The sequence below is a fragment of the Mongoliimonas terrestris genome, assembly GCF_001927285.1.
GTDB classification, from domain to species: Bacteria; Pseudomonadota; Alphaproteobacteria; order Rhizobiales; family Pleomorphomonadaceae; genus Chthonobacter; species Chthonobacter terrestris.
This window is the reverse complement of sequence record NZ_MSIG01000006.1, coordinates 292,358-310,867: the sequence shown is the minus strand read 5'-3', so window position 1 is coordinate 310,867 and position 18,510 is coordinate 292,358. Positions and strand designations below refer to the sequence as shown.

The following is an 18,510-nucleotide window of genomic DNA, read 5'->3' as shown; positions in this document are numbered from 1 at the left end:
TCCATTCGCTGGCGGCTTGGTGCCGCACAACACTGGATAACGGACGCTTTGGTTGATAGTAGACGGCCGGTGCTGGACACGGTGTCCGGCGTCAGCGAACAATCGGCTATGGCACTGTTCGACGATCTTGAAGTGTTCGCGCGTGTAGTCGAGCTTGGCAATTTCAGCCGGGCGGCTGCGGCGCTGAACCTGTCGCGCTCGCGGGTGAGCGAAGCAGTTCGAGAGCTTGAGGTTCGGGTCGGGACTAGGCTGTTCGAGCGCACAACACGCCAAGTCGTGCCGACCGAGGCAGGTCGAGCCTTCTACGAACGGGTGCGGCGCGCGATGACCGAAGCGCAGGCTGGCTATGACGAGCTCGCTGCGCGGGCCGAGGAGCCAGCCGGCCGGCTTCGGATTGGTGCGGTGGACGACTTTGCCGACCGATTTCTAGTACCCTCGCTCGCGACATTTCTTGCTGCGCATCCACGGCTGACAATCGAGCTTCATGAGGATGTGAAGCAAACCGACCTCGTCGACTCCGCCTTCGACCTTGCGATCCGTATTGTGGTCGACCCTGACCCCCAGTTGATCGTCCGCCGTCTGGGGACCTCGCGCGTCATCATCGTGGCGTCTCCCGGCTACCTCGCGACGGCTGGCTCGCCGAGCCACCCCTTCGAAGTTGTCCGGCACCGGTTGATTGGTTTTGCCCCAGTGTTCTGGGCGCGTGAATGGCGCTTCCGCGGCCCCGAGGGCCTAGTCACTGTACCGGTCACCCCCATGCTCTTGACCCACTCCACCGCTTCGCTACGCCAGGCCGCGCTTGAGGGGTTCGGCTTGGCGGCGCTGCCTGATTGGGCCGTGATGCGTGAATGCGCCGAAGGCCGGCTGATACGACTGCTTGCCGACTGGACGGCGCCCGAGGCTGGCATCTATGCAGTTTACCCTTCGAACCGGCTTATGGCGATGCGGGTCCGAGCTTGCGTCGACCACCTCGCCCGTTATCTCGCAAGCGCACTTCCTCAAAACGCATTGCGATAGGCTGGGCTCGCGGTGTGGCCCCCATGGGCGCCAGATCCGCTTATGGCGCCGCCTGGCGTGCAGGTTCGTGGCAAGTCAAAGACTGAGGTGGTACCGACCAGGTTGGGTGTGCGCCGATCGGTATCGTGATCGTGCAGCAAAAACCGTCGGGTTCGAAGCGCAGGTCGATGTGCCCGCCGAGCTCGTAATTTATCGTTTGACGGAGCAGCCGCGAGCCGAAGCCCGAGGCAGGCTGCGACGTCAACGCAGGGCCGCCCGCTTCGCACCATAGGATGATCAGGGTGTCCTGTTCGGCATGGTGTTCGACCTTCCAACTTACCTCGACCTGACCTGAGGCCGCGGATAGCGCTCCATATTTAACCGCGTTCGTAGTGAGCTCATGAATGGCCATTCCTAATGTAACCGCTTGGCGCGCCGGCAGGTCGAGCTCAGGCCCGTTCAAATGCATTCGTTGCGACGGGCCGACGTACGGCTCGAACTCGGCCTCTACAATGGTCCTTAGGGAAGCGCCTTCCCATAGGGTTTCATTGAGAAGGTTGTGAGTGCGCGAGAGTGCGAGCAGGCGCTGCTCAAAACGCTCCTGGGCCACTCGGGGCGGCAACCCAGAACGGGCTACCTGCGCAGCGAGCGATTGGACAGTGGCGAGGGTGTTCTTTACCCTGTGGTTCAATTCGTCGATCAGCAGTTTCTGCCGGCGGTCCGCATCCCGAAGCTGCTTGGAGGCCAAAGCGAGCGCATCGCCGACCCGGTCGATTTCCACAAGGCCGCTCCTCGAGGCTTTGACCGGCTCGCCGGCCCCGACTTGATTTGCCAAGTGCGCCAAGGCCTCCACGGGGCCGGCGATAGTGCGTCCGACCAGCCATGCAATCAGGGTTCCGAGGGCCAGCAGGAACCCTCCAATCAGGGTCAAGTAAACTGCAGACCGCCATGCTGGCGCCCTGATTTCAGAACGTGGCACAGCCACTATGGTTGACCAGCCAGATCTTGGTGAACGGGCCAGAGCAATCACCGTCGAGATCCCATCTAACGAAGTGCTTTCCGAAACGACCTCTCGCACGCCGGCACGGACCCTTTCGACATTTTCGGGTGTTGCCGGCTTGCCTACAAATTTTTCGGCATCTCTGGTCCTGGCGACGACCGTTCCATTGCGGTCCAGGATTGCACCTATCCAACCTGGCGGCAGCCTTTGATCTTCTAATATACTGCTGACGGTTTCTGCGAAGAAGTTGAGGCTGATATATAGCCCGGTGCCATCTTCCAAAGTTAAAACGGTATCAACGCCCGCTGCTGGCCGTTTTGCTACGAGGCCGGTAAACAGGTTGCTCACCCGCACCGTACCAGCTGTTAATCCTATGCGGTGTTTTTTATCTGCAACGTAAGGAAGGGAGCTTCCGGCTGGCAGTAAAGTATTGACCAATTGCTTTCGGTCATCAGCAACGGTGACCCAGGCTCCTGGAAGCCGAATTGCCGCTCTCGCCCGCGTGTCGAACTGTACGAAATCCTTTTCGTAAAGCTGCGGCGAGGTCGAAAGCGCCCAGAGTAATGCCTCTGCCTGCCCGAACTGGCGGTCGACGACGAGTGATAGTGCTCTTGCCGTCTCCTGAAGATGCTTCTCAACCGCCTCCCGCTCGCTTTGGTAACCGGTCTGAACCAAGATACCACCAGCTACGAGTGCCGGTAGCAGAACTGCGAACACGATGAATAGGAGCCGTGCTTGCACGGATGAGAGATGCCTGAGAGCGGAACGGAACCTAGTCACACCCGGGCCTTCCTCGCTTTCGCATGTCCTACATTCACAGACACCAAGGCTCCTCTGCCAGAGCCGGCTGGAGCATCAGCAATACATATCACCGGATGCCGCGCGTGTAAGCTGGGGCAGGAACTGAAGTGGCCCGCGCGGACGATCGCCACCGTTCGTGGTCGGGGTGATGACCGGCCAGAAGGTGGAACACCGCCGGAACGTATTTCGGGACTTTTCCGGGACTGGCGGTCCCGGATCCTGCCGTTTGGCTCCTGTATGTTCCGAATTGGCTTCAGACCTCGCTTGCCCTTTCGGGCGTAAAACGCTACGAAATCGACGCGTTCGGATCGTCGGGGCATAGCTCAGCCTGGTAGAGCACCTGCTTTGGGAGCAGGGGGCCGCAAGTTCGAATCTTGCTGCCCCGACCACTCCGAACGAGACGACCCGGCGGGTGTTTCCCGCCAAGGAAAGCCGGACGGGCCGATGCTCCGTCCAAGAGGGCAGGGGGCGAAGGCCATGACCGCGCGCATCTACAAGCCGAGCCGCACCGCCATGCAGTCGGGCCAGGCCCGCACCAAGGCGTGGGTCCTCCAGTACGAGCCGGAGAAGCCCCGCACGGTGGAGCCGCTGATGGGCTACACCACCTCGTCCGACATGCTCCAGCAGGTGACCCTCTCCTTCGACACCAAGGAGGAGGCGATCGCCTACTGCACCCGCCACGGCATCGCCTACCGGGTGCAGGAGCCGAAGGAGCGCACCGCCAAGCGCATGTCCTACTCGGACAACTTCAAGTTCAACCGGGCCGAGACCTGGACCCACTAGAGCATTGATCTGTCTGGGTGAAATCGGATCGTCGCTCCGGCTTTTTCAAGATGGGGCAGCATCTCGCCGATCCGCGTTTCGCTCCAGTCAGACCAGGCTCCAGCCCCGCCGGCCAACGGCCGGTGTCCCATGGCAGAAGACCCCATAGCTCAGCTGGATAGAGCAGCCGCCTTCTAAGCGGCAGGTCGCAGGTTCGAGCCCTGCTGGGGTCGCCAATGGGTGTGTCTCACTCGCGAGCCTTAGTGTTTCGCTCACACACTTGTAAGATCCAGCGCTTAGACAACCACTGATCGCATACTTTCAAAGTATAAGTATGTTTTCCTGCCGAGCCTTACGCTTCTTGGCGGTAGAGCAGCACACGGCCCTCCGGCATCAGCTGCAAAAGGAAGTCAAAATCTCTGACGTTCCTGGTCAGCACTGTCAGGCCGAGCTTGAGCGCCTGGAAATAGATCATGGCGTCGTGGAGTGCGCGAAAGCGGTCATCCTTGGCGTAGCCTTGAAGCCTGCAGAGCACGCCCGAGAGCACGGCGGCTCGCGCCTGGACGTCCGCGTCCGGTTCCCGAAGGCGGTGCTCGCGAATGGCCGTGACCTGGGCGCGCATCTGCGCCACGACATTTGCTGTCTCGGGATGCGCCGGATCCAGGCGCCCCACCGCGTGCATGAGTTCGGTGACCGCCACGGTCGTGTGAAAGACAGTTCGAAGTCCGACAAGGTGTTCGACGACGGATGGGAGCCTGCCTTGCATCTGGTCGATGTAGATCGTGGTGTCGAGGAGCAGCGACGCGCCCGCCTCCGCATGGTCGCCGAGGAAGGGGAGCATGGCCTCGTCGCGCCGGGCGAGGGTGCCCGAACGCCCCACCTGCGCGAGCCGAACCGCTTTTTCGAACGCGATCGTCGCCAAGATCAGAACTCGAGATCGATCTCGCGGGGCACGGTTGCCTTGGTCGACTGGAAGGCCTCCACGAACCCGTCTTCGATGGCCACGTTCGCCAAAGCGTACTCGATGAGGTCGGTGTCGGATTCGATTCCCGTCCTGGCCTTCGCTTCCTTCACAAGGTCCGCGCTCACTCGGCCCGTGATCCGGCTGTCCTTGTCCTTCAAAAGGCCGATACTCTTCGCGACGCGGATCACCGATCTGACCCGAGCTTCTTCGTTGGAGCGCGTGCCATCACCCGCATCCTTCACCGGTGTCGTCTCAATGCCCGGTTCAAGGAGCCTTCCGGTTTGCTGCGAACGGGTCCGCCGCCGTGAGCCCGTGTTGCCTTGCCTGGTCGATCGGGGAGAGGAAGACATCAGGTGGGTGCCCTGGCGTTAGCCAATTCGTCAAGTTTGTTATACATGGCACACGTGGAGTTCCGCATCAAGCCGACGTCGGCTGACCGTGCCGTCCGCACCGATCTCACCTGGGCGCTGATGCCTGTACGAGCCACGCGCGGCGCGCGCTTCTGCGTCCGGCGGCGAGGCGGTATCGTGGTGAGTCGCTCGAGGCTCCAGGCGACGGGCGAGGGTGGGGGCCGTGGGGAGACGAGGCCGTGTCTTTCGACGATGCAGATGATCTGGAAGCGGCGGCGATGCGCCGGGCCCTGGCCGTCGAGCAGGGGTTCGTGCCGAGGCCGGACGGCTGGCTGAAGATGCACTCGTTCCTGATGCTTCGGTGCGACGGGGACTTTTCAGCCGAGCCGCCGTCCATCGACCTTCTCGACTTCATGGTGGCCCTGCGGATGGAGGCCCGGTCGAGCTTCACGGAACTCCATCTCGCCCGCTTTCTCTCGGACGGCCGCAAAGCCGTCCGGTTGTACGGCATCACCAAGCGCGCGGCGCTCGCCGTCCACGGCGAACTGGCGCACATCGACAGCCACAGGGCGTTCCTGGGTCTGTTCCAGCAACGGATTCCGAAGGCGGTGGCGGAAATGCCGATCCACCGGAACATCATGATCTGGCTCCTGCTGCGAAAGACGGTGAACGTCTTGCGCCAAATGACGTTCGAGACGTCGGGATACGAATCGCCGATGGATGTGGGGCATGCCTACGCTTTCTTCCGGGCGGCCGAGACCATAGCGGTCCGCATGCCGTCCGGCCGGCATCTGGTGATGACCGAGGTGGAAGCCCGAGAGTGTCTGGAGCACGGTGACGTGACGGGTGACGTCGCGACCGTCTTGGAGGCAAGGCTGACCGAATCCGGTAAGCAACGGGACTCGTATCATGAGCATCCACGCCATCCGTTGACGGTGCAGGCGCGCGACGGCGGGCGATCCATCCGTGAGAACGGCCAGGCTTCGGCTTGAGTCAGGTGGTCCCGTCGGCCTCTGGCGATCCGCCGGAGCCGAGGCGCTTCGCCTCGATCCGGCTGCTCGCCGTCTCCACGCGGATGTCGAAGTGGTCGGCCTGGGTCACCTCCGTCACGTTGCGGGGGCGGTGGGCGGCGACGTTCAGGCCGCCTTGGTGGCGGATGCTGTCGAAGAGGATGCCGGCGCCGCCCGACGCGCGAATGCTCTCGCCGAGCGCCTGGCCGGCGGCATAGCTGTCGGGGGCGTAGACGTCCGGCAAGGTTGCCTGCTGGCCGCGGATATCCAGGTAGTCGCCGAGAAGCCGGGCCGTGTAGCTGCGGTATTGGCGCGACAGGGTGGCGGCGCCAGTCGCCGCCGCCTCGCGCCGCAGGTGATGGCCGACCTCCGCGACGGCCGTGGTGAGCGTCGCGGCCGCGTACCAGGCGCCGAGATCCGGTCCGTTGAAGCGCATGCCGCCCGGCGCGACGTGCAGGAAGGCGGCCATGACCACGCTGGCGTTCGGACGGCCGTAGACCCATTCGTCGCGCGGGAGGCGGGCGATGCGGTCGGCCACCAGGCGGTCGTTCGTCCAGCCGGCGAGATCCATGACGGCGTCGAGGTCGGCGGCGGTCGCCACCGTGTCGAAGAGGCCGATCGGCGGAAAGCGGGACGGGATGAGGCGGATGGTCGGCTGCGGCGCCGGGGCGTGGGCCTCGATCATGTAAAGACGATGTCTGCGTCCGCGTAGGGGCGGAAGGACCGGTCGATCTCGTTCGGCGGCATGTAGAGCCCGCCGCGTGCCGCATCGAGGAATCGCCGGACGGCGAGGAGACCATCCTGGGTTCCGCTGGTGACCAGCGCCATCGGCGGGCGACCGCCGAAGAGCGGCGCGCCGTGCGGCGTGCGCAGCCATGCGACGCCGTCCCGCTCGGTCGCGTGCAGGATGCCGAGGGCCTGGTGGATGCCGAGCACGAGGGAGATGCGGGTCAGCATGTCCACGTCGAGGGTGATGTCGCGGTGCTCCCGAACCGCCTTCGCCCAGCCGTAGTAGGTGGACCGCGACGGCATGCCGAGGACGAGCAGGCGTTCCTCGTCGGCAAGGCCCCAGAGGTCGGCAATGGCCAGGAAGGTCCTGAGCCCCGGACCGCTGAGGCGCCGACGGTTGGCCGGCAGGAAGCGCTCGGGGCCGAGGCTTGCCGGGGTCGAGGGCGTTGCGGCGGACCGCTGGTTCCGGGGGGGCATGATCGCATCCTTCCGGATCCGAATATAGTCCGGATTTGGACTGAAGACAAGATGCGGCCCGGAGAAGGTCGGTCCGCTCAGGCGTCGATCACCGCCTCGGGTGGGCGGCGGAGGGAGCGCGGCGGCAGGGGACCTCTGCCGAAACGCATGACGAGGTTCGGGCGCCGGGAGGTTTTCAGGAAGGCCATCAGGTCCGGCCTGACGCCGAGCGCCTCCGTCGGCTGGTTGAGGAAGGCCGAACGGATGCCGCGCGCGGTCGCTTCGAGGGCCATACGCTGGGCCGCCCGGCCGGCTTGGATCCAACCGGCGCGCGCGTCCGTCTCGGCAAGGACGACGGCGACACCGGCGCTCGTCTCCATCTGGCGACGATAGCGGGCGTTCTCGCTCTCCACCGTAAAGGCGTAGTCGAAGAGGCGCGCGCCGAGCCAGGCGGGCACCTCGGGATTGCCGGAAGCGGCGGCGTAGAGCCCGTCGAGCGTGCGGGCTGCATGGCTGCCGTCGAAACGGATCCAGTGCTTCAACTCGGCGACGAAGGCCGGGTCGCCCATCTGCGCCGTGTTGCCCGCCACCACCAGCGCCGCGAGGGCGTTCCGGTCGGCGGTGCTGGTGTGGATCGCCACGTCGACACCCGGCAGAGTTCCGGCGGCCGAGATGGCGTTCCAGTCGGCCGCCGAAAGTTGCGCGCCGTCGTAGTCGAGGCGTACGCACCTCCGCTCTGTGACGGCGGCGAAGAGCGGCGACGAGCCGGGTGCCGTGCCGGCTTCGGACAGGGCCACGAAGACGCCATCGGCGCCGGGCGCGACCTCTGCCGCAAGGCCGAAGCGGCCGGCCGCGATGGCGAGATTTTCCGCCGCCGCGCCGAGGCTGGCGAACACATGGTGGTCGTCCGGGTCGACCACCGGCGTGCGGCGGGCGGGGTCCGGCCCGATGCGGATCCCCTCGGCCTCGAGGCGAAAGCGCCAGGGCTGGGTGTTGTGCCCGTTGGCCGCCAGCGTCGCGTAGTGGACCAGGGTCGTCCGGAGCGCGTCCGGACGCTCGGGCCGGAGCGCCGGCGGCGTCCAAACGGTCTCTTCGGCGGCCGCATAGGCCGAGCGGGCCGCGGCACGAAGGGCGATGAGGCCACCGCCGCCGACAGCCGCAAGCCCGGCACCGACGAGAAGAGCTCTGCGGGTCGTTCGTTTGCGGGTCAGGGCTTGCATGGGCTTAATGCTTCCCGGCTGGTTGCGACCGTTGCGGGACGGCGTCCCATGGCCGGCAGAAGCATGCGTCGCAAAAAATGTGTCCGCCTTAACCAGGGTCAATGCGTGTGCATGGGGGCGGGGCGGCGTGCAGGGAACCGGTCCGGTGGCTGCAGGTGCGGGTCGCGGCGACCGGGGAGGCGGGTCCGCTCAGCGTCGTCCGCATGCGTGGGACCGGGCGCCAGGCCCCCGGCACCGTGACCGGGTGCTGGACGGGTGTGGCAAGCCGTTGGTGCCGGCGGCGTGAGCGTCGGAGGAAGGCCGAGCCAGGTGGCGGCGGTCCGGATCACCGCTGGGCGCGGTGCGACGGTGACCGCGACGGTCGACGGGAGGAGAGAGAGGGCCGCGGCGAGCCGGGCGGCCTCGGCTTCCAGGCGACGGCGCTCTGCGGGGAGGTCGGTGGAGCGCAGGCGGCGGCGACGGCGGAGGGCGTCGAGCGAGGCCGCCACGTCCGGCGCGATGAGAAGCACCCGCGTAGCGGACAGCCGGGCGAGCGCCAGGGTGATCGTGGTGTCGAAGGACAACGCATTGCCTTCCAGGAGCACGTCGGATCCGGCGGCATCGGCACGGTGCGCGGCGGCGAGCACCCGGTCGAGGCCCCCGTCCGCTTGGCGGATCGCGTCGCAGCCGCCACCGCGTCGTCCGTAGCCGCCGAGCACGGTCATCGGCCGGCCGCCTGTCGGATGCGCGTGGACGGTCGACAGCACGCGGCCGTCCGCGCCCCGCTCGGCCGCGTGCGGAGCATCGTAGAGCGCGGCGATCGCCCGCACGGCGGTGGATTTGCCGGCGCCGCTCAGTCCCTTGATAATGATGATCATGGCCCGTCGTCCTCTTCGCCGCGAAGGAAAGCGCGGATCGAGAGCGGGCTGTAGCCAACAGTCCGGGAGGAACGCGGGCGTGGTCGGGACAAGACTTCAGGACCGGAGGGCGCGTTCCCGTGCGCGGTGGACGCGCAGCGGGCGGATGCTCAGCGCTGCGCGGGGGCGGTGCGGGGGGACGGGACGCGGGCCTCGATCGCCTCGGCGGCGCGCGTAGTGCCGGACGGCGCCAGGAGGAGGTCGCGGGCGAGCAGGATGGCGCGCCGGCGCATGGCGATGTCCTCCACGGCTGTGTCGATGGCGCGCGCCAGGCTCTTGACGGTGAGGCTATTCAACCGGCCGGGCGAGAGGCCGACCTTCAGGGCTTCCACGTGCCGGGCCCAGAAGGGCTGGTCGCCGAGCACCGGGCAGATGATCGTCGGCAGGCCGGCGCGGAGGCTCGCCATGGTGGTGCCGGCGCCGCCGTGGTGCACGGCGGCCGCCATGCGGGGAAACAGCCAGTCGTGCGGCGCCTCGCCGAGCGCGTAGACGCCGGGCGGCAGCCGTCCGGGTTCCAGGCCGCCCCAGCCGGTGGCGAGCAGACCGCGGGTGCGGGTGCGCAGCAGCGCCTCCACGGCGAGGTTGGCAAGCGCCACGGGATCGCGGGCCGGCATGCTGCCGAAGCCGATATAGACGGGCGGCGGCCCGGCCGAAAGAAACGCCTCCAGCGCGGGCGGAGGCGTCCAGTCGGGCGTCTCGACGAGGTCCCAGGATCCGGTGACCACCACGTCGGGGCCGAAGTCTGCCGGCGTCGGCACCAGGAGAGGGCTGTAGGCGTAGAGCGTCGTCACGGGATGACGGCTCAGCCGTCCGGTCAACCCGAGGTTTGCCCGAAAGGCGGCGATCTCCGCGCCGAACAGCCAGCGCTCGGCGCCCGCCACCAGCCGGTGGCTGAGCGCGTTGAACGGGCCGAGGGTGCGAAAGGGCAGAAGCGGGGAGGGGAAGGCGCGGGTCGGCGTCAGGGCGGGAATCGGCAGGGCCACGAAGGCCGGGATCCCGAGGCGCTCGGCCAGATGCCGGGCGCCGATCGCCTTCGGGTGGTAGACGATCGCCTCCGGGTTCTCCACCGCCGCCGCCTGGGCATCGAGCTGCGCGCGGATCGCCGGGCGGACGGCCTTCAGGAGCGCACGCTTGGCAAGGACGCCGCCGGTGAGCCCGCGCCGGCCGGCGGGCGTCTCCATGAGATCGATGAGGTCGCCCGGAAGCGGCCGGGTGGCGATGCCGTAGCGTGCGATGAGGGGGGCGAAACGCTGATCGGTGGCGAAGCTGACCGTGTGGCCGCGCGCCTTCAGGGCGATCGCGAGGGCGAGGAACGGTTGGATATCACCACGGGTCCCCAGCGCCTGGACAGCAATTCTCACGGTCGGATCTCGACTCTCTTCGCAGCGACGCGCAGGGATGGAGCGGGCCAACGCGTCGACTCGGACGCCGGACCACGGCAACAAAGCTACACATTATCCAGCATATGTCTTGATCAAGCTGCACATTTTCGCAGCCGAGGCCGTTGCGGCGCGGTCGGTCAGGCGGAATAGGAGGGCTTGCCGATCCGGATTCCGTCCATGAAAACCGATCCGGCGGTCTCCGGACCGGCGTGCGGACCGAGGTCCTCCACCTCCCAGCGGTCGGTGAGCACGGCATGGCCGATCACCTGGGCAGCCGGTACCGCCGTGGAGAAGGCCCTGAGGGCGGCTTCCGGGGTCTCTTCCACCACCAGGACGATGGGTGGAGCGGCAACGAGCGTGTCGCTCTCGATCTTCTTCACGCCGAACAGACGCATGATTTCACTCCGGCAACACCTGACGGCGGACCGGCCCCCCTGGCCGATCGACCGTCTTCCCGTGGTCCCGATCCGGTTTCGCCCCAAAGGCGCCAGGCGACCGCCTCCGCCGCGCCCATGGTTGAAACCGGTGGATCCTGGACCCCGGCCCTCTTCATGCCGCGTCTACCGGGCAAGTCCAGCCTTTATTCCCCGATGTCGGATCGGGTGTCGCCGGTTCAGCCGGACCACCCACGCCTTCTCTCGGTCGGTGCTTGGTGAAATGCGTGGGTGGTCCGCCTGCGCGGACCATGACGATGGAGGAGGGTAGGGGAGAGGCGCAGACTGCGGGAGAGGTGGGTGTTAGCGCTTCCACCCGCTCGCCCTCGTCATGGTCCGGTTCAGCCGGACCACCCACCCTTACCCTCGGTCGGTGCTTGGTAAAATGCGTGGGTGGTCCGCCTGCGCGGACCATGACGATGGAGGAGGGTGGGGGAAGGGCGCAGAGTGCGGGAGAGGTGGGTGTTAGCGCTTCCACCCGCTCGCCCTCGTCATGGTCCGGTTCAGCCGGACCACCCACGCTTACCCTCGGTCGGTGCTTGGAAAAATGCGTGGGTGGTCCGCCTGCGCGGACCATGACGATGGAGGAGGGTGGGGGAAGGGCGCAGACTGCGGGAGAGGTGGGTGTTAGCGCTTCCACCCGCTCGCCCTCGTCATGGTCCGGTTCAGCCGGACCACCCACCCTTACCCTCGGTCGGTGCTTGGTAAAATGCGTGGGTGGTCCGCCTGCGCGGACCATGACGGCCGAGGAGGGTGGGGGAGGGCGTAAATTCCGGGAAAACTGAGTGCTAGCGCGTCGACCCGCTCGCCCTCGTCATGGTCCGGTTCAGCCGGACCACCCACGCTTTCCCGCGGCCCCTTGCTTCGCCCTGCCCGCGCCGGCTCAGCCGCCGCCGGGTTCCGGGGTGGCGAGGTCGCGGTAGTCGGAGACCTTGATGCAGAAGACGACGAGTTCGCCCCGGCGCCACGCGGCCGTGTCCTCGTCGGAGAACTCCGCGCGCACGCCATTGAGGTCGTTCTCGCAGGAATCGCGGTCGCGGTAGGGGCCGAAGTTGCCCACCACGGACACGTCGGGCCCGAGCAGCAGATGGATACTCACCAGAAGGACAACCCACATCAGGCAAACCTCTCGTGCGGAGACGCGCCGATCCCCGGAGCCGGTGGGACCCGCGGGCCCGGGCCGGGGGCCATGGACGGATCCAGACCCAATCCATGCGGCCATCTTAGGGCGAGCGGCCGATCATCCCCAGCGATGCGGGACGGCTTCGCCGGCCCGATCCTGAGCTGCGCAACCTTGCCACAAGCGTGGCGTTGGTCCGGGGCAACAAGGAGAAGACTCGTGGCAAACACCCGGCGCGCCGAACGGCGGCACCTCACCGATGACGAAGCCGCCCTCGTGGACAAGTCCCATTATCCGGCCCTGAAGGACCTTGCCGACGGCGAACTCGGCGACGTGCTCGGCCAGCTTCGCGAGCGGCGCGATCGTGCCCGTACGATCGCCGAACGCCAGCGACGCGAGATGCGCGGCAAGGCGGCGCCGGCCGGCGCCCGTGCGGCGAGCGACGATCGCGGCACCCGGCAGAAGGTGACGGTGCTGTCGGCCGCCGTTCAGCGGCTCAACAAGGAGCAGACCCGGCGCCGGTCGTTCGCTGCCCGCGCTGCGCTCGTGGACAATGCCGAGCGGGCGCTGGAGATGCGGCAGGCAGCCTTTCGGCCGAGCCGTCCCGGTCCCGGGCGGACGGCCGGCAAGGGCATGCGGGCGAAGCCCAGCAGCCGGCGCGAGCGCATCGCCGAGCCCATGGAGGTCGGCCGAGTGTCCCAGTTCGTCAAGGCCGGACAGGCACGGCGCGACTCGCGGTAGGCGGCCGACGCCGCAGCGTCTATCCGCCGACTGAGGGATTGCCGGACCCGGCCGCGCCGAGCGGCTCGGTCAGCACCTCGATCACCCGGCAGTCCGCCACCGTCCCGTGGCTGCAGCCGTCGATCATGCGCTGGAGTTCGTCCTTTAACGCGGTCAGGCGGGCGATCCGCCGGTCCACCTCGCCGAGCCGGACGCGGGCGATCGAATCGGCCGGCGAGCAGGACTGGCCCGGATTGTCCTGCAGGTCGAGCAGGGTCCGGATGGCGTCGAGCTCGAAGCCGAGCTCGCGGGCGTGGCGGATGAAGGCGAGCCGGCTGAGGTGACCGTCGTCGTAGAGCCGGCGGTTGCCCTCCGTGCGCGGCGGCTCCGGCAGGAGGCCGATCTGCTCGTAGTAGCGGATGGTCGGCACCTTCACGCCGCTTTCGCGCGCCGCTTCGCCGATCGACAGGTTCTGGCGCATTTTGCTCTTGCTCCTCTAGCGACTAGAGGAAGTACGGTCGCCCCATGGCTTTCGCAAGGGCGCAGAGACGCATGTCGCAGACCGAGAATCGAACCCGCTTCCGAGTGGAAGGAATGGATTGCGCCTCGTGCGCCGCCAAGGTGGAGACGGCGGCGCTGCGGGTGCCCGGGGTGGAGGCGGTCATGGTGTCGGTCACCGCCGCCACCATGGTGGTAACGCACGGCGACGACGCGGACATGCGGGCGCTCGCCCGCAGCATCGGCCGCCTCGGCTATCCGACGTCCCGCCTGGACGACGGCGGGAAAGCGGCCGGCCACGACCATGCGCATGCCCATGCCCACGCGGCGGACATCGTGGACGCGCCCTGGTGGAATGCCCCGAAGGTGCGGCCGGCAGCAGCATCCGGCGTCGCGCTTGCGATCGCGACCGCGTTCGGCGTGCTGGCGCCGTCGCTGGCGACGCCCGCCTTCCTGCTGGCGCTCGCCATCGGCCTGGTGCCGATCGCCCGGCGGGCCGTCATGGCGGCGCTGGCCGGCAGCCCCTTTTCGATCGAGACGCTGATGACGGTGGCGGCCGTCGGCGCGGTGCTGATCGGCGCGGCCGAAGAGGCCGCCGTGGTGGTGTTCCTCTTCCTGGTCGGGGAGGTGCTGGAAGGGATCGCGGCCGCACGCGCGCGGGCCAGCATCTCCAGCCTCGTCGGGCTCGTGCCGAAGACGGCGCGGGTGGAACGGAACGGCGCGGTTGAGGACGTGCCGGTGGAGGCGCTCGCCATCGGCACGGTCATCCTGGTGCGCCCCGGCGACCGTCTTCCGGCCGACGGAACGGTGGAGGACGGCGCCAGCCATGTGGACGAGGCTCCCGTGACCGGCGAGAGCATGCCGCGCGCCAAGGCAAAGGGCGACAGCGTGTTCGCCGGCACGGTGAACGGCGCCGGCGTGCTTCGGGTGCGGGTGACCGCCGCCGCGGAGGACAACACCATCGCGCGCATCGTCCGTCTGGTCGCGGAGGCGCAGGAGAGCCGGGCGCCGACCGAACGCATCATCGACCGCTTCGCGCGGGCCTATACGCCGGCCATCATGGCGCTTGCGGCCCTGGTGGCCGTCGCGCCGCCGCTCCTTGCCGGCGGCGACTGGTCGGACTGGATCTACAAGGGCCTCGCGCTGCTCCTGATCGGCTGCCCGTGCGCGCTCGTCATCTCGACGCCGGCGGCGGTGGCGGCGGGCCTGTCGGCCGGTGCCCGGCGAGGCCTCCTGATGAAGGGCGGCGCGGTGCTGGAGACGGTCGGTCGCGTAACCGTGATGGCGCTGGACAAGACCGGGACGCTCACGGAGGGCCGGCCGCGCGTCACCGACGTGCTGGCCTTCTCGGCGGAGCGGACGACGGTGCTCTCGCTGGCGGCGGCCCTGGAGGCCGGGTCGAGCCATCCGTTCGCGGTCGCCATCCTGGCGGCGGCGACCGAAGAGCGCGTCCCGCTGCCGCCGGCCGGCGCGGCGCGGGCGGTTCCGGGGGAGGGGGTGGAGGGCAAGGTCGGCGGTGTCGCGTTCTTCCTTGGCTCGCCCGAAGCGGCGGCGCGGCGGTGCGCGCTTGGCGAAACGGAGGCGGCTGCCGTCGCGAGCCTGCAACGGACGGGCAAGTCGTTGGCGGTGCTGGTGGCGAACGGCCGGATCGCCGGCGCGATCGCGGTTCGCGACGAGCCGCGCGTCGACGCCCGCGACGGGCTTGACCGCCTGCGGGCCGCTGGAATCCGGCCGCTGATGCTGACCGGCGACACCTTGGCGAGCGCGGAGGCGGTCGGGTCGGATCTCGGCATCGAGGTACGGGCGGGCCTGATGCCCGACGACAAGCGGGCGATCGTGATGGCGCTCCGGTCGGAGGGCGCCGTGGTGGGCAAGGTCGGTGACGGCATCAACGACGCCCCGGCGCTGGCGGCCGCTCACGTGGGCATCGCCATGGGCGGGGGAACCGACGTCGCGCTGGAGACCGCCGACGCGGCCATCCTGCACGGGCGCGTCACGGACCTTGCCGACATAGTGGCGCTTTCCCGCGCCGTGATGGCCAACATCCGGCAGAACATCGCGGTGGCGCTCGGCCTGAAGGCCCTCTTCCTGGTGACGACCGTGCTCGGCGTCACGGGCCTCTGGCCGGCCATCCTGGCCGACACGGGCGCCACCGTGCTGGTGACGGCCAATGCAATGCGGCTGCTCGGATGGCGGCCGTCAGCTGCGGCGGCGAGTGGGAAGCCGGCTTGGGCGTTTCGTGAGCCAACTCACAGTCAGGGCGGGGCGGGCGTGGTGTGATCGGGCATCGGTGGGATAAACCCGATTGGAGCTCGACCATCATGGACCGAATCATCACGCCGGACCTCATTGAAGAATGCGCGGTCTATCCGGCGCGCAACCTCACCTTCGTCCGCGTCCTGCACCGGGCGACCGGCACCGTCCGCGAAGGACGGGTGACCGGCATGGACCATCTGGCCCTGCAGGCGGCCCGGGCTGAAGCCCACGCCCGGATCGGCATGGATCTCGCCGGATGATCCCGATTGCCGGCACCATCCGGACACGCGCCCGCCGGTCCGAACGGAACCGTCGGTCGGCGGGCGGTGTCCCTGGCAGGGCAGTCGGCTGGAGCATTCTCCGGCCAAGTCGGGGGCGGTGCCCGACGACTTAGGCGGAGAATGCTCTAGTGGCGGAAACCGGAGCGGTTGGGACGCCCGGTTGCCAGAATGAACTTGATCGTTTCGATCCGGGCGCGCGCGGCCTGGACGGCCGCCCGGTACTGCGCCGGCTTTTCGCCCCGCAGTTTCACGTCCTCCTCGACGGCGCGCAGGTGGTCCTGGGCGATCTCAAGGTCGGCTTCGGTCGGGGTTTCGCGGATCGATCGCTTTTCGCTTCGGTCTTGCACGGCCACGTGTGCGCCTCATGGTCTGATGGAGGTGCAATACGCATACAAATTAAATTCGGCTGGCCATCATCCAAACAGGTGATGCGCGTCTGTTTATTGCGTTTCCGGCATCCGAACCGGCCAAACCGGCCACGGATGAGCCAGCGACGCTTGCGAACCAGCTCTCGCCGGTAAATATGCGAATTGCAGTAATCAACGATTCACCATGTCGAAAGTGTGGCGAACACGGATCGAATTCGAACGAATGTGTTCGGAAGAAGGAAACCCGCGCCTGGAATGATGGTGCCGATCAGGAGTTCGGTCCATGTCCCACGTCTCGTCCCTGCGCAATCCGCCGTCCGAAGCCCGCGTCCAGGTTCGTCGCCTCGACGCCGAGGAGGAACGCTCCGCCCATCGCGCGTGGTGGCTGGCGGGCGCGTTCGGCGTTTCCGCGCTGATGTGGGCCGGCATCTGGCGCGCCGGAAGCGCGCTGTTCTGACCGCCTGACGCGGACCTCAGCGGGCGTGCCGGGCTTTGAGCCACGGTCAGCTGCCTGAGGCGCCCGGCCCCGGCGTGCCGGCCTGGGTCTTGTCGGCATCCGGCTTGCGCTCCTTGTCCGCGGCCCCCTTGTCCTGGCGCGCCAGTTCGCGCTCGATGGTGTCCCGGTCGCCTTCCGGCGGATCCGGCTGCAGGGTCGGGGGCTCGGGCTTCATGATCATCTCTCCGCAACGCCGTTCGGCGGTCTTGAATCCCGAACCGCCTGTGCGCGCTGAGGTTCCCGCTTCGCACGACCGTGCTCTGCGAAACGAACTGTGGCCCATTGCCGCTGACAGGTATAATCCGTAGCCCAGGAGCGGACGGCCCGCGCCGGCCCGCCGCGGCCGGCCCCGGCGCCGGACGCGGCGAAAGCCGAATGAGCGACATGGGGCTTCGGGGGTCCCGGGAAGGCGGCGCATCATGACCATCGATATCGCCAAGCGGGTGTGGGACCACAGCTGGAAGCTGGACCCGATCGTGCGCAGCCTGCTGGACACCGACTTCTACAAGCTGCTCATGCTGCAGCTGATCTGGAAGCGCTATGCGGACGTCGACGTCACCTTCTCGCTGATCAACCGCAACCGGAAGGTCCGCCTCGCCGACGAGATCGACGAAGGGGAGCTGCGCGCCCAGCTCGACCACGCCCGCACCTTGCGCCTCGGCAAGAAGGAGTGGATCTGGCTCGCCGGCAATAGCTTCTACGGCAACCGGCAGATCTTCGAGCCGCGCTTCCTGGAATGGCTGCGCGGCTTCCAGCTGCCCGAGTACGATCTTCGCCGCGAGGACGGGCAGTATGTGCTCGAATTCCACGGGCCGTGGACCCACACCACCATGTGGGAGATCCCGGCGCTCGCCATCATCAACGAGCTGCGCTCCCGCGCCGTCCTCAAATCCATGGGGCGATTCGAGCTTGACGTGCTCTATGCCCGCGCCAAGGCGAAGCTCTGGTCGAAGGTGGAGCGGCTGCGCAAGCTCGACGGGCTGCGCATCGCGGACTTCGGCACCCGCCGCCGGCATTCCTACCTGTGGCAGGACTGGTGCGTGAATGCGCTGAAGGAAGGCCTCGGGGAGGCCTTTATCGGCACGTCCAGCGTCACGCTCGCCATGAAGAGCGACCTGGAGGCGATCGGCACCAACGCCCACGAGCTGCCGATGGTCTATGCCGCGCTCGCCAACACGGACGAGGATCTGCGCGAGGCGCCGTTCCGGGTGCTGCGCGACTGGCGCGACCTTTACGACGGCAACCTGCGCATCGTGCTGCCGGACGCGTTCGGCACTGCGGCCTTCCTGCGCGACGCCCCCGACTGGGTGGCCAACTGGAAGGGCTTTCGTCCGGACAGCGCGCCGCCGATCGAGGGCGGCGAGGAGATCATCGCCTGGTGGCGCGCCAAGGGGCAGGATCCGCACGACAAGCTACTGGTGTTCTCCGACGGCCTCGACATCGACACCATCGAGACGGTGTTCCAGCACTTCAACGGCCGGGTGAACATGAGCTTCGGCTGGGGTACCAACCTCACCAACGACTTCCGCGGCTGCTCGCCCCAGCCCCGGTCGGACCTCGATCCGATCTCGGTCGTCTGCAAGGTGACGAAGGTGAACGGACGTCCCGCGGTCAAGCTCTCCGACAATCCGTCGAAGGCGAGCGGCGACCGGGAGGAGATCGACCGCTACCTACGGGTCTTCGGCACCAAGGGCCGGGTGGACCGCGAGGTGCTGGTCTGAATTCTCTGCCGTCGGGCGGCGGTGGCCGGAACCACGTGCGGATGGCCGCG

The 18,510-nt window shown here is 67.8% G+C and carries 21 protein-coding genes and 2 tRNA genes; 10 read left to right on the top strand and 13 right to left on the bottom strand.

Going from position 1 to position 18,510, the window contains the following annotated elements; translation table 11 throughout:
* Positions 1-69: 69 nt before the first annotated feature.
* Positions 70-1,017, top strand: coding sequence for a LysR family transcriptional regulator (locus BUQ68_RS11410; protein ID WP_139315218.1), 948 nt, complete (start codon positions 70-72; stop codon positions 1,015-1,017).
* Between the two features lie 40 nt (positions 1,018-1,057).
* Here BUQ68_RS11410 and BUQ68_RS22860 read toward each other — a convergent pair whose 3' ends face one another.
* A complete protein-coding gene (locus tag BUQ68_RS22860; RefSeq protein WP_175577796.1) occupies positions 1,058-2,671 on the bottom strand; it encodes a sensor histidine kinase in 1,614 nt (537 codons plus the stop codon).
* Positions 2,672-3,109: 438 nt separating this feature from the next.
* On the opposite strand from BUQ68_RS22860, the gene BUQ68_RS11400 reads away from it, so the two are divergent.
* The 3 genes from BUQ68_RS11400 to BUQ68_RS11390 all read left to right on the top strand — a co-directional run bounded on the left by BUQ68_RS11400 (position 3,110) and on the right by BUQ68_RS11390 (position 3,795).
* Positions 3,110-3,186 (top strand) — tRNA-Pro (locus BUQ68_RS11400).
* 88 nt (positions 3,187-3,274) lie between these two features.
* The gene (locus BUQ68_RS11395; protein WP_075216057.1) at positions 3,275-3,580 is read left to right on the top strand and encodes an ETC complex I subunit; all 306 of its coding nucleotides are present in this window, start codon (positions 3,275-3,277) and stop codon (positions 3,578-3,580) included.
* 138 nt (positions 3,581-3,718) lie between these two features.
* Positions 3,719-3,795, top strand: a tRNA-Arg gene (locus BUQ68_RS11390).
* 116 nt (positions 3,796-3,911) lie between these two features.
* On the opposite strand, the gene BUQ68_RS11385 is transcribed toward BUQ68_RS11390, so the two are convergent.
* Positions 3,912-4,481, bottom strand: a complete 570-nt coding sequence (locus BUQ68_RS11385; RefSeq protein ID WP_245293226.1) for a type II toxin-antitoxin system VapC family toxin — start codon at positions 4,479-4,481, stop codon at positions 3,912-3,914.
* Positions 4,482-4,483: 2 nt separating this feature from the next.
* The gene (locus BUQ68_RS24235) at positions 4,484-4,873 is read right to left on the bottom strand and encodes a hypothetical protein (protein WP_245293225.1); all 390 of its coding nucleotides are present in this window, start codon (positions 4,871-4,873) and stop codon (positions 4,484-4,486) included.
* Between the two features lie 239 nt (positions 4,874-5,112).
* Between BUQ68_RS24235 and BUQ68_RS11375 the strand changes: the two genes are divergently transcribed.
* The gene (locus tag BUQ68_RS11375) at positions 5,113-5,865 is read left to right on the top strand and encodes a hypothetical protein (protein ID WP_139315217.1); all 753 of its coding nucleotides are present in this window, start codon (positions 5,113-5,115) and stop codon (positions 5,863-5,865) included.
* A 1-nt stretch (position 5,866) separates the two neighbouring features.
* Here BUQ68_RS11375 and BUQ68_RS11370 read toward each other — a convergent pair whose 3' ends face one another.
* The 7 genes from BUQ68_RS11370 to BUQ68_RS11340 all read right to left on the bottom strand — a co-directional run bounded on the left by BUQ68_RS11370 (position 5,867) and on the right by BUQ68_RS11340 (position 12,117).
* The gene (locus tag BUQ68_RS11370; RefSeq protein ID WP_075216055.1) at positions 5,867-6,568 is read right to left on the bottom strand and encodes an RES family NAD+ phosphorylase; all 702 of its coding nucleotides are present in this window, start codon (positions 6,566-6,568) and stop codon (positions 5,867-5,869) included.
* Positions 6,565-7,089 (bottom strand): MbcA/ParS/Xre antitoxin family protein, encoded by a 525-nt coding sequence (locus BUQ68_RS11365; protein ID WP_075216054.1) that lies wholly within the window; start codon positions 7,087-7,089, stop codon positions 6,565-6,567. The genes BUQ68_RS11370 and BUQ68_RS11365 overlap by 4 nt, the downstream gene beginning before the upstream one ends.
* A 77-nt stretch (positions 7,090-7,166) precedes the next feature.
* Entirely contained in the window at positions 7,167-8,288 is a 1,122-nt protein-coding gene (locus tag BUQ68_RS11360) for an Acg family FMN-binding oxidoreductase (protein ID WP_095407323.1), read from the bottom strand.
* Positions 8,289-8,386: 98 nt separating this feature from the next.
* Entirely contained in the window at positions 8,387-9,145 is a 759-nt protein-coding gene (locus BUQ68_RS11355; protein WP_075216053.1) for a hypothetical protein, read from the bottom strand.
* Positions 9,146-9,294: 149 nt separating this feature from the next.
* Entirely contained in the window at positions 9,295-10,545 is a 1,251-nt protein-coding gene (locus BUQ68_RS11350) for a glycosyltransferase (RefSeq protein WP_075216052.1), read from the bottom strand.
* 158 nt (positions 10,546-10,703) lie between these two features.
* A complete protein-coding gene (locus BUQ68_RS11345; RefSeq protein ID WP_075216051.1) occupies positions 10,704-10,961 on the bottom strand; it encodes a hypothetical protein in 258 nt (85 codons plus the stop codon).
* Between the two features lie 922 nt (positions 10,962-11,883).
* Positions 11,884-12,117 carry a hypothetical protein gene (locus BUQ68_RS11340; RefSeq protein ID WP_075216050.1) on the bottom strand — a complete coding sequence of 78 codons (234 nt, stop codon included), beginning with the start codon at positions 12,115-12,117 and terminating at the stop codon, positions 11,884-11,886.
* Positions 12,118-12,339: 222 nt separating this feature from the next.
* Here BUQ68_RS11340 and BUQ68_RS11335 point away from each other — a divergent pair, with 222 nt between their 5' ends.
* Complete coding sequence (locus tag BUQ68_RS11335; protein ID WP_075216049.1) at positions 12,340-12,861, top strand: hypothetical protein; 522 nt, start codon at positions 12,340-12,342, stop codon at positions 12,859-12,861.
* A 19-nt stretch (positions 12,862-12,880) separates the two neighbouring features.
* On the opposite strand, the gene BUQ68_RS11330 is transcribed toward BUQ68_RS11335, so the two are convergent.
* Entirely contained in the window at positions 12,881-13,321 is a 441-nt protein-coding gene (locus BUQ68_RS11330) for a MerR family transcriptional regulator (protein ID WP_075216048.1), read from the bottom strand.
* A 71-nt stretch (positions 13,322-13,392) separates the two neighbouring features.
* Between BUQ68_RS11330 and BUQ68_RS11325 the strand changes: the two genes are divergently transcribed.
* Together BUQ68_RS11325 and BUQ68_RS11320 are read left to right on the top strand one after the other, a co-directional pair.
* The gene (locus tag BUQ68_RS11325) at positions 13,393-15,618 is read left to right on the top strand and encodes a heavy metal translocating P-type ATPase (RefSeq protein ID WP_083656501.1); all 2,226 of its coding nucleotides are present in this window, start codon (positions 13,393-13,395) and stop codon (positions 15,616-15,618) included.
* Positions 15,619-15,659: 41 nt separating this feature from the next.
* Positions 15,660-15,854, top strand: a complete 195-nt coding sequence (locus tag BUQ68_RS11320) for a hypothetical protein (protein ID WP_075216046.1) — start codon at positions 15,660-15,662, stop codon at positions 15,852-15,854.
* 146 nt (positions 15,855-16,000) lie between these two features.
* Here the strand turns inward: BUQ68_RS11320 and BUQ68_RS11315 are convergent, their stop codons facing one another.
* Positions 16,001-16,228, bottom strand: a complete 228-nt coding sequence (locus tag BUQ68_RS11315) for a hypothetical protein (RefSeq protein WP_075216045.1) — start codon at positions 16,226-16,228, stop codon at positions 16,001-16,003.
* Positions 16,229-16,526: 298 nt separating this feature from the next.
* Here BUQ68_RS11315 and BUQ68_RS23735 point away from each other — a divergent pair, with 298 nt between their 5' ends.
* Positions 16,527-16,700 (top strand): hypothetical protein, encoded by a 174-nt coding sequence (locus tag BUQ68_RS23735; RefSeq protein WP_175577795.1) that lies wholly within the window; start codon positions 16,527-16,529, stop codon positions 16,698-16,700.
* Between the two features lie 46 nt (positions 16,701-16,746).
* On the opposite strand, the gene BUQ68_RS23730 is transcribed toward BUQ68_RS23735, so the two are convergent.
* Positions 16,747-16,914, bottom strand: a complete 168-nt coding sequence (locus tag BUQ68_RS23730; RefSeq protein ID WP_175577794.1) for a hypothetical protein — start codon at positions 16,912-16,914, stop codon at positions 16,747-16,749.
* A gap of 244 nt (positions 16,915-17,158) precedes the next feature.
* Here BUQ68_RS23730 and pncB point away from each other — a divergent pair, with 244 nt between their 5' ends.
* Positions 17,159-18,460: a nicotinate phosphoribosyltransferase gene (gene pncB / locus BUQ68_RS11310; protein ID WP_075216044.1), complete on the top strand. Its 1,302-nt coding sequence runs from the start codon at positions 17,159-17,161 to the stop codon at positions 18,458-18,460.
* The last annotated feature ends 50 nt before the right edge of the window (positions 18,461-18,510 follow it).

Coding starts and splice junctions, on each gene's coding strand:
- BUQ68_RS11360 (WP_095407323.1), bottom strand. CDS start 8,288: ATGCAAGCCCTGACCCGCAAACGAACGACCCGCAGAGCTCTTCTCGTC.
- BUQ68_RS23730 (WP_175577794.1), bottom strand. CDS start 16,914: ATGAAGCCCGAGCCCCCGACCCTGCAGCCGGATCCGCCGGAAGGCGAC.
- BUQ68_RS23735 (WP_175577795.1), top strand. CDS start 16,527: ATGTCCCACGTCTCGTCCCTGCGCAATCCGCCGTCCGAAGCCCGCGTC.
- BUQ68_RS11325 (WP_083656501.1), top strand. CDS start 13,393: ATGTCGCAGACCGAGAATCGAACCCGCTTCCGAGTGGAAGGAATGGAT.
- BUQ68_RS11365 (WP_075216054.1), bottom strand. CDS start 7,089: ATGCCCCCCCGGAACCAGCGGTCCGCCGCAACGCCCTCGACCCCGGCA.
- pncB (WP_075216044.1), top strand. CDS start 17,159: ATGACCATCGATATCGCCAAGCGGGTGTGGGACCACAGCTGGAAGCTG.
- BUQ68_RS11320 (WP_075216046.1), top strand. CDS start 15,660: ATGGACCGAATCATCACGCCGGACCTCATTGAAGAATGCGCGGTCTAT.
- BUQ68_RS11370 (WP_075216055.1), bottom strand. CDS start 6,568: ATGATCGAGGCCCACGCCCCGGCGCCGCAGCCGACCATCCGCCTCATC.
- BUQ68_RS11345 (WP_075216051.1), bottom strand. CDS start 10,961: ATGCGTCTGTTCGGCGTGAAGAAGATCGAGAGCGACACGCTCGTTGCC.
- BUQ68_RS11340 (WP_075216050.1), bottom strand. CDS start 12,117: ATGTGGGTTGTCCTTCTGGTGAGTATCCATCTGCTGCTCGGGCCCGAC.
- BUQ68_RS11355 (WP_075216053.1), bottom strand. CDS start 9,145: ATGATCATCATTATCAAGGGACTGAGCGGCGCCGGCAAATCCACCGCC.
- BUQ68_RS24235 (WP_245293225.1), bottom strand. CDS start 4,873: ATGTCTTCCTCTCCCCGATCGACCAGGCAAGGCAACACGGGCTCACGG.
- BUQ68_RS11395 (WP_075216057.1), top strand. CDS start 3,275: ATGACCGCGCGCATCTACAAGCCGAGCCGCACCGCCATGCAGTCGGGC.
- BUQ68_RS11330 (WP_075216048.1), bottom strand. CDS start 13,321: ATGCGCCAGAACCTGTCGATCGGCGAAGCGGCGCGCGAAAGCGGCGTG.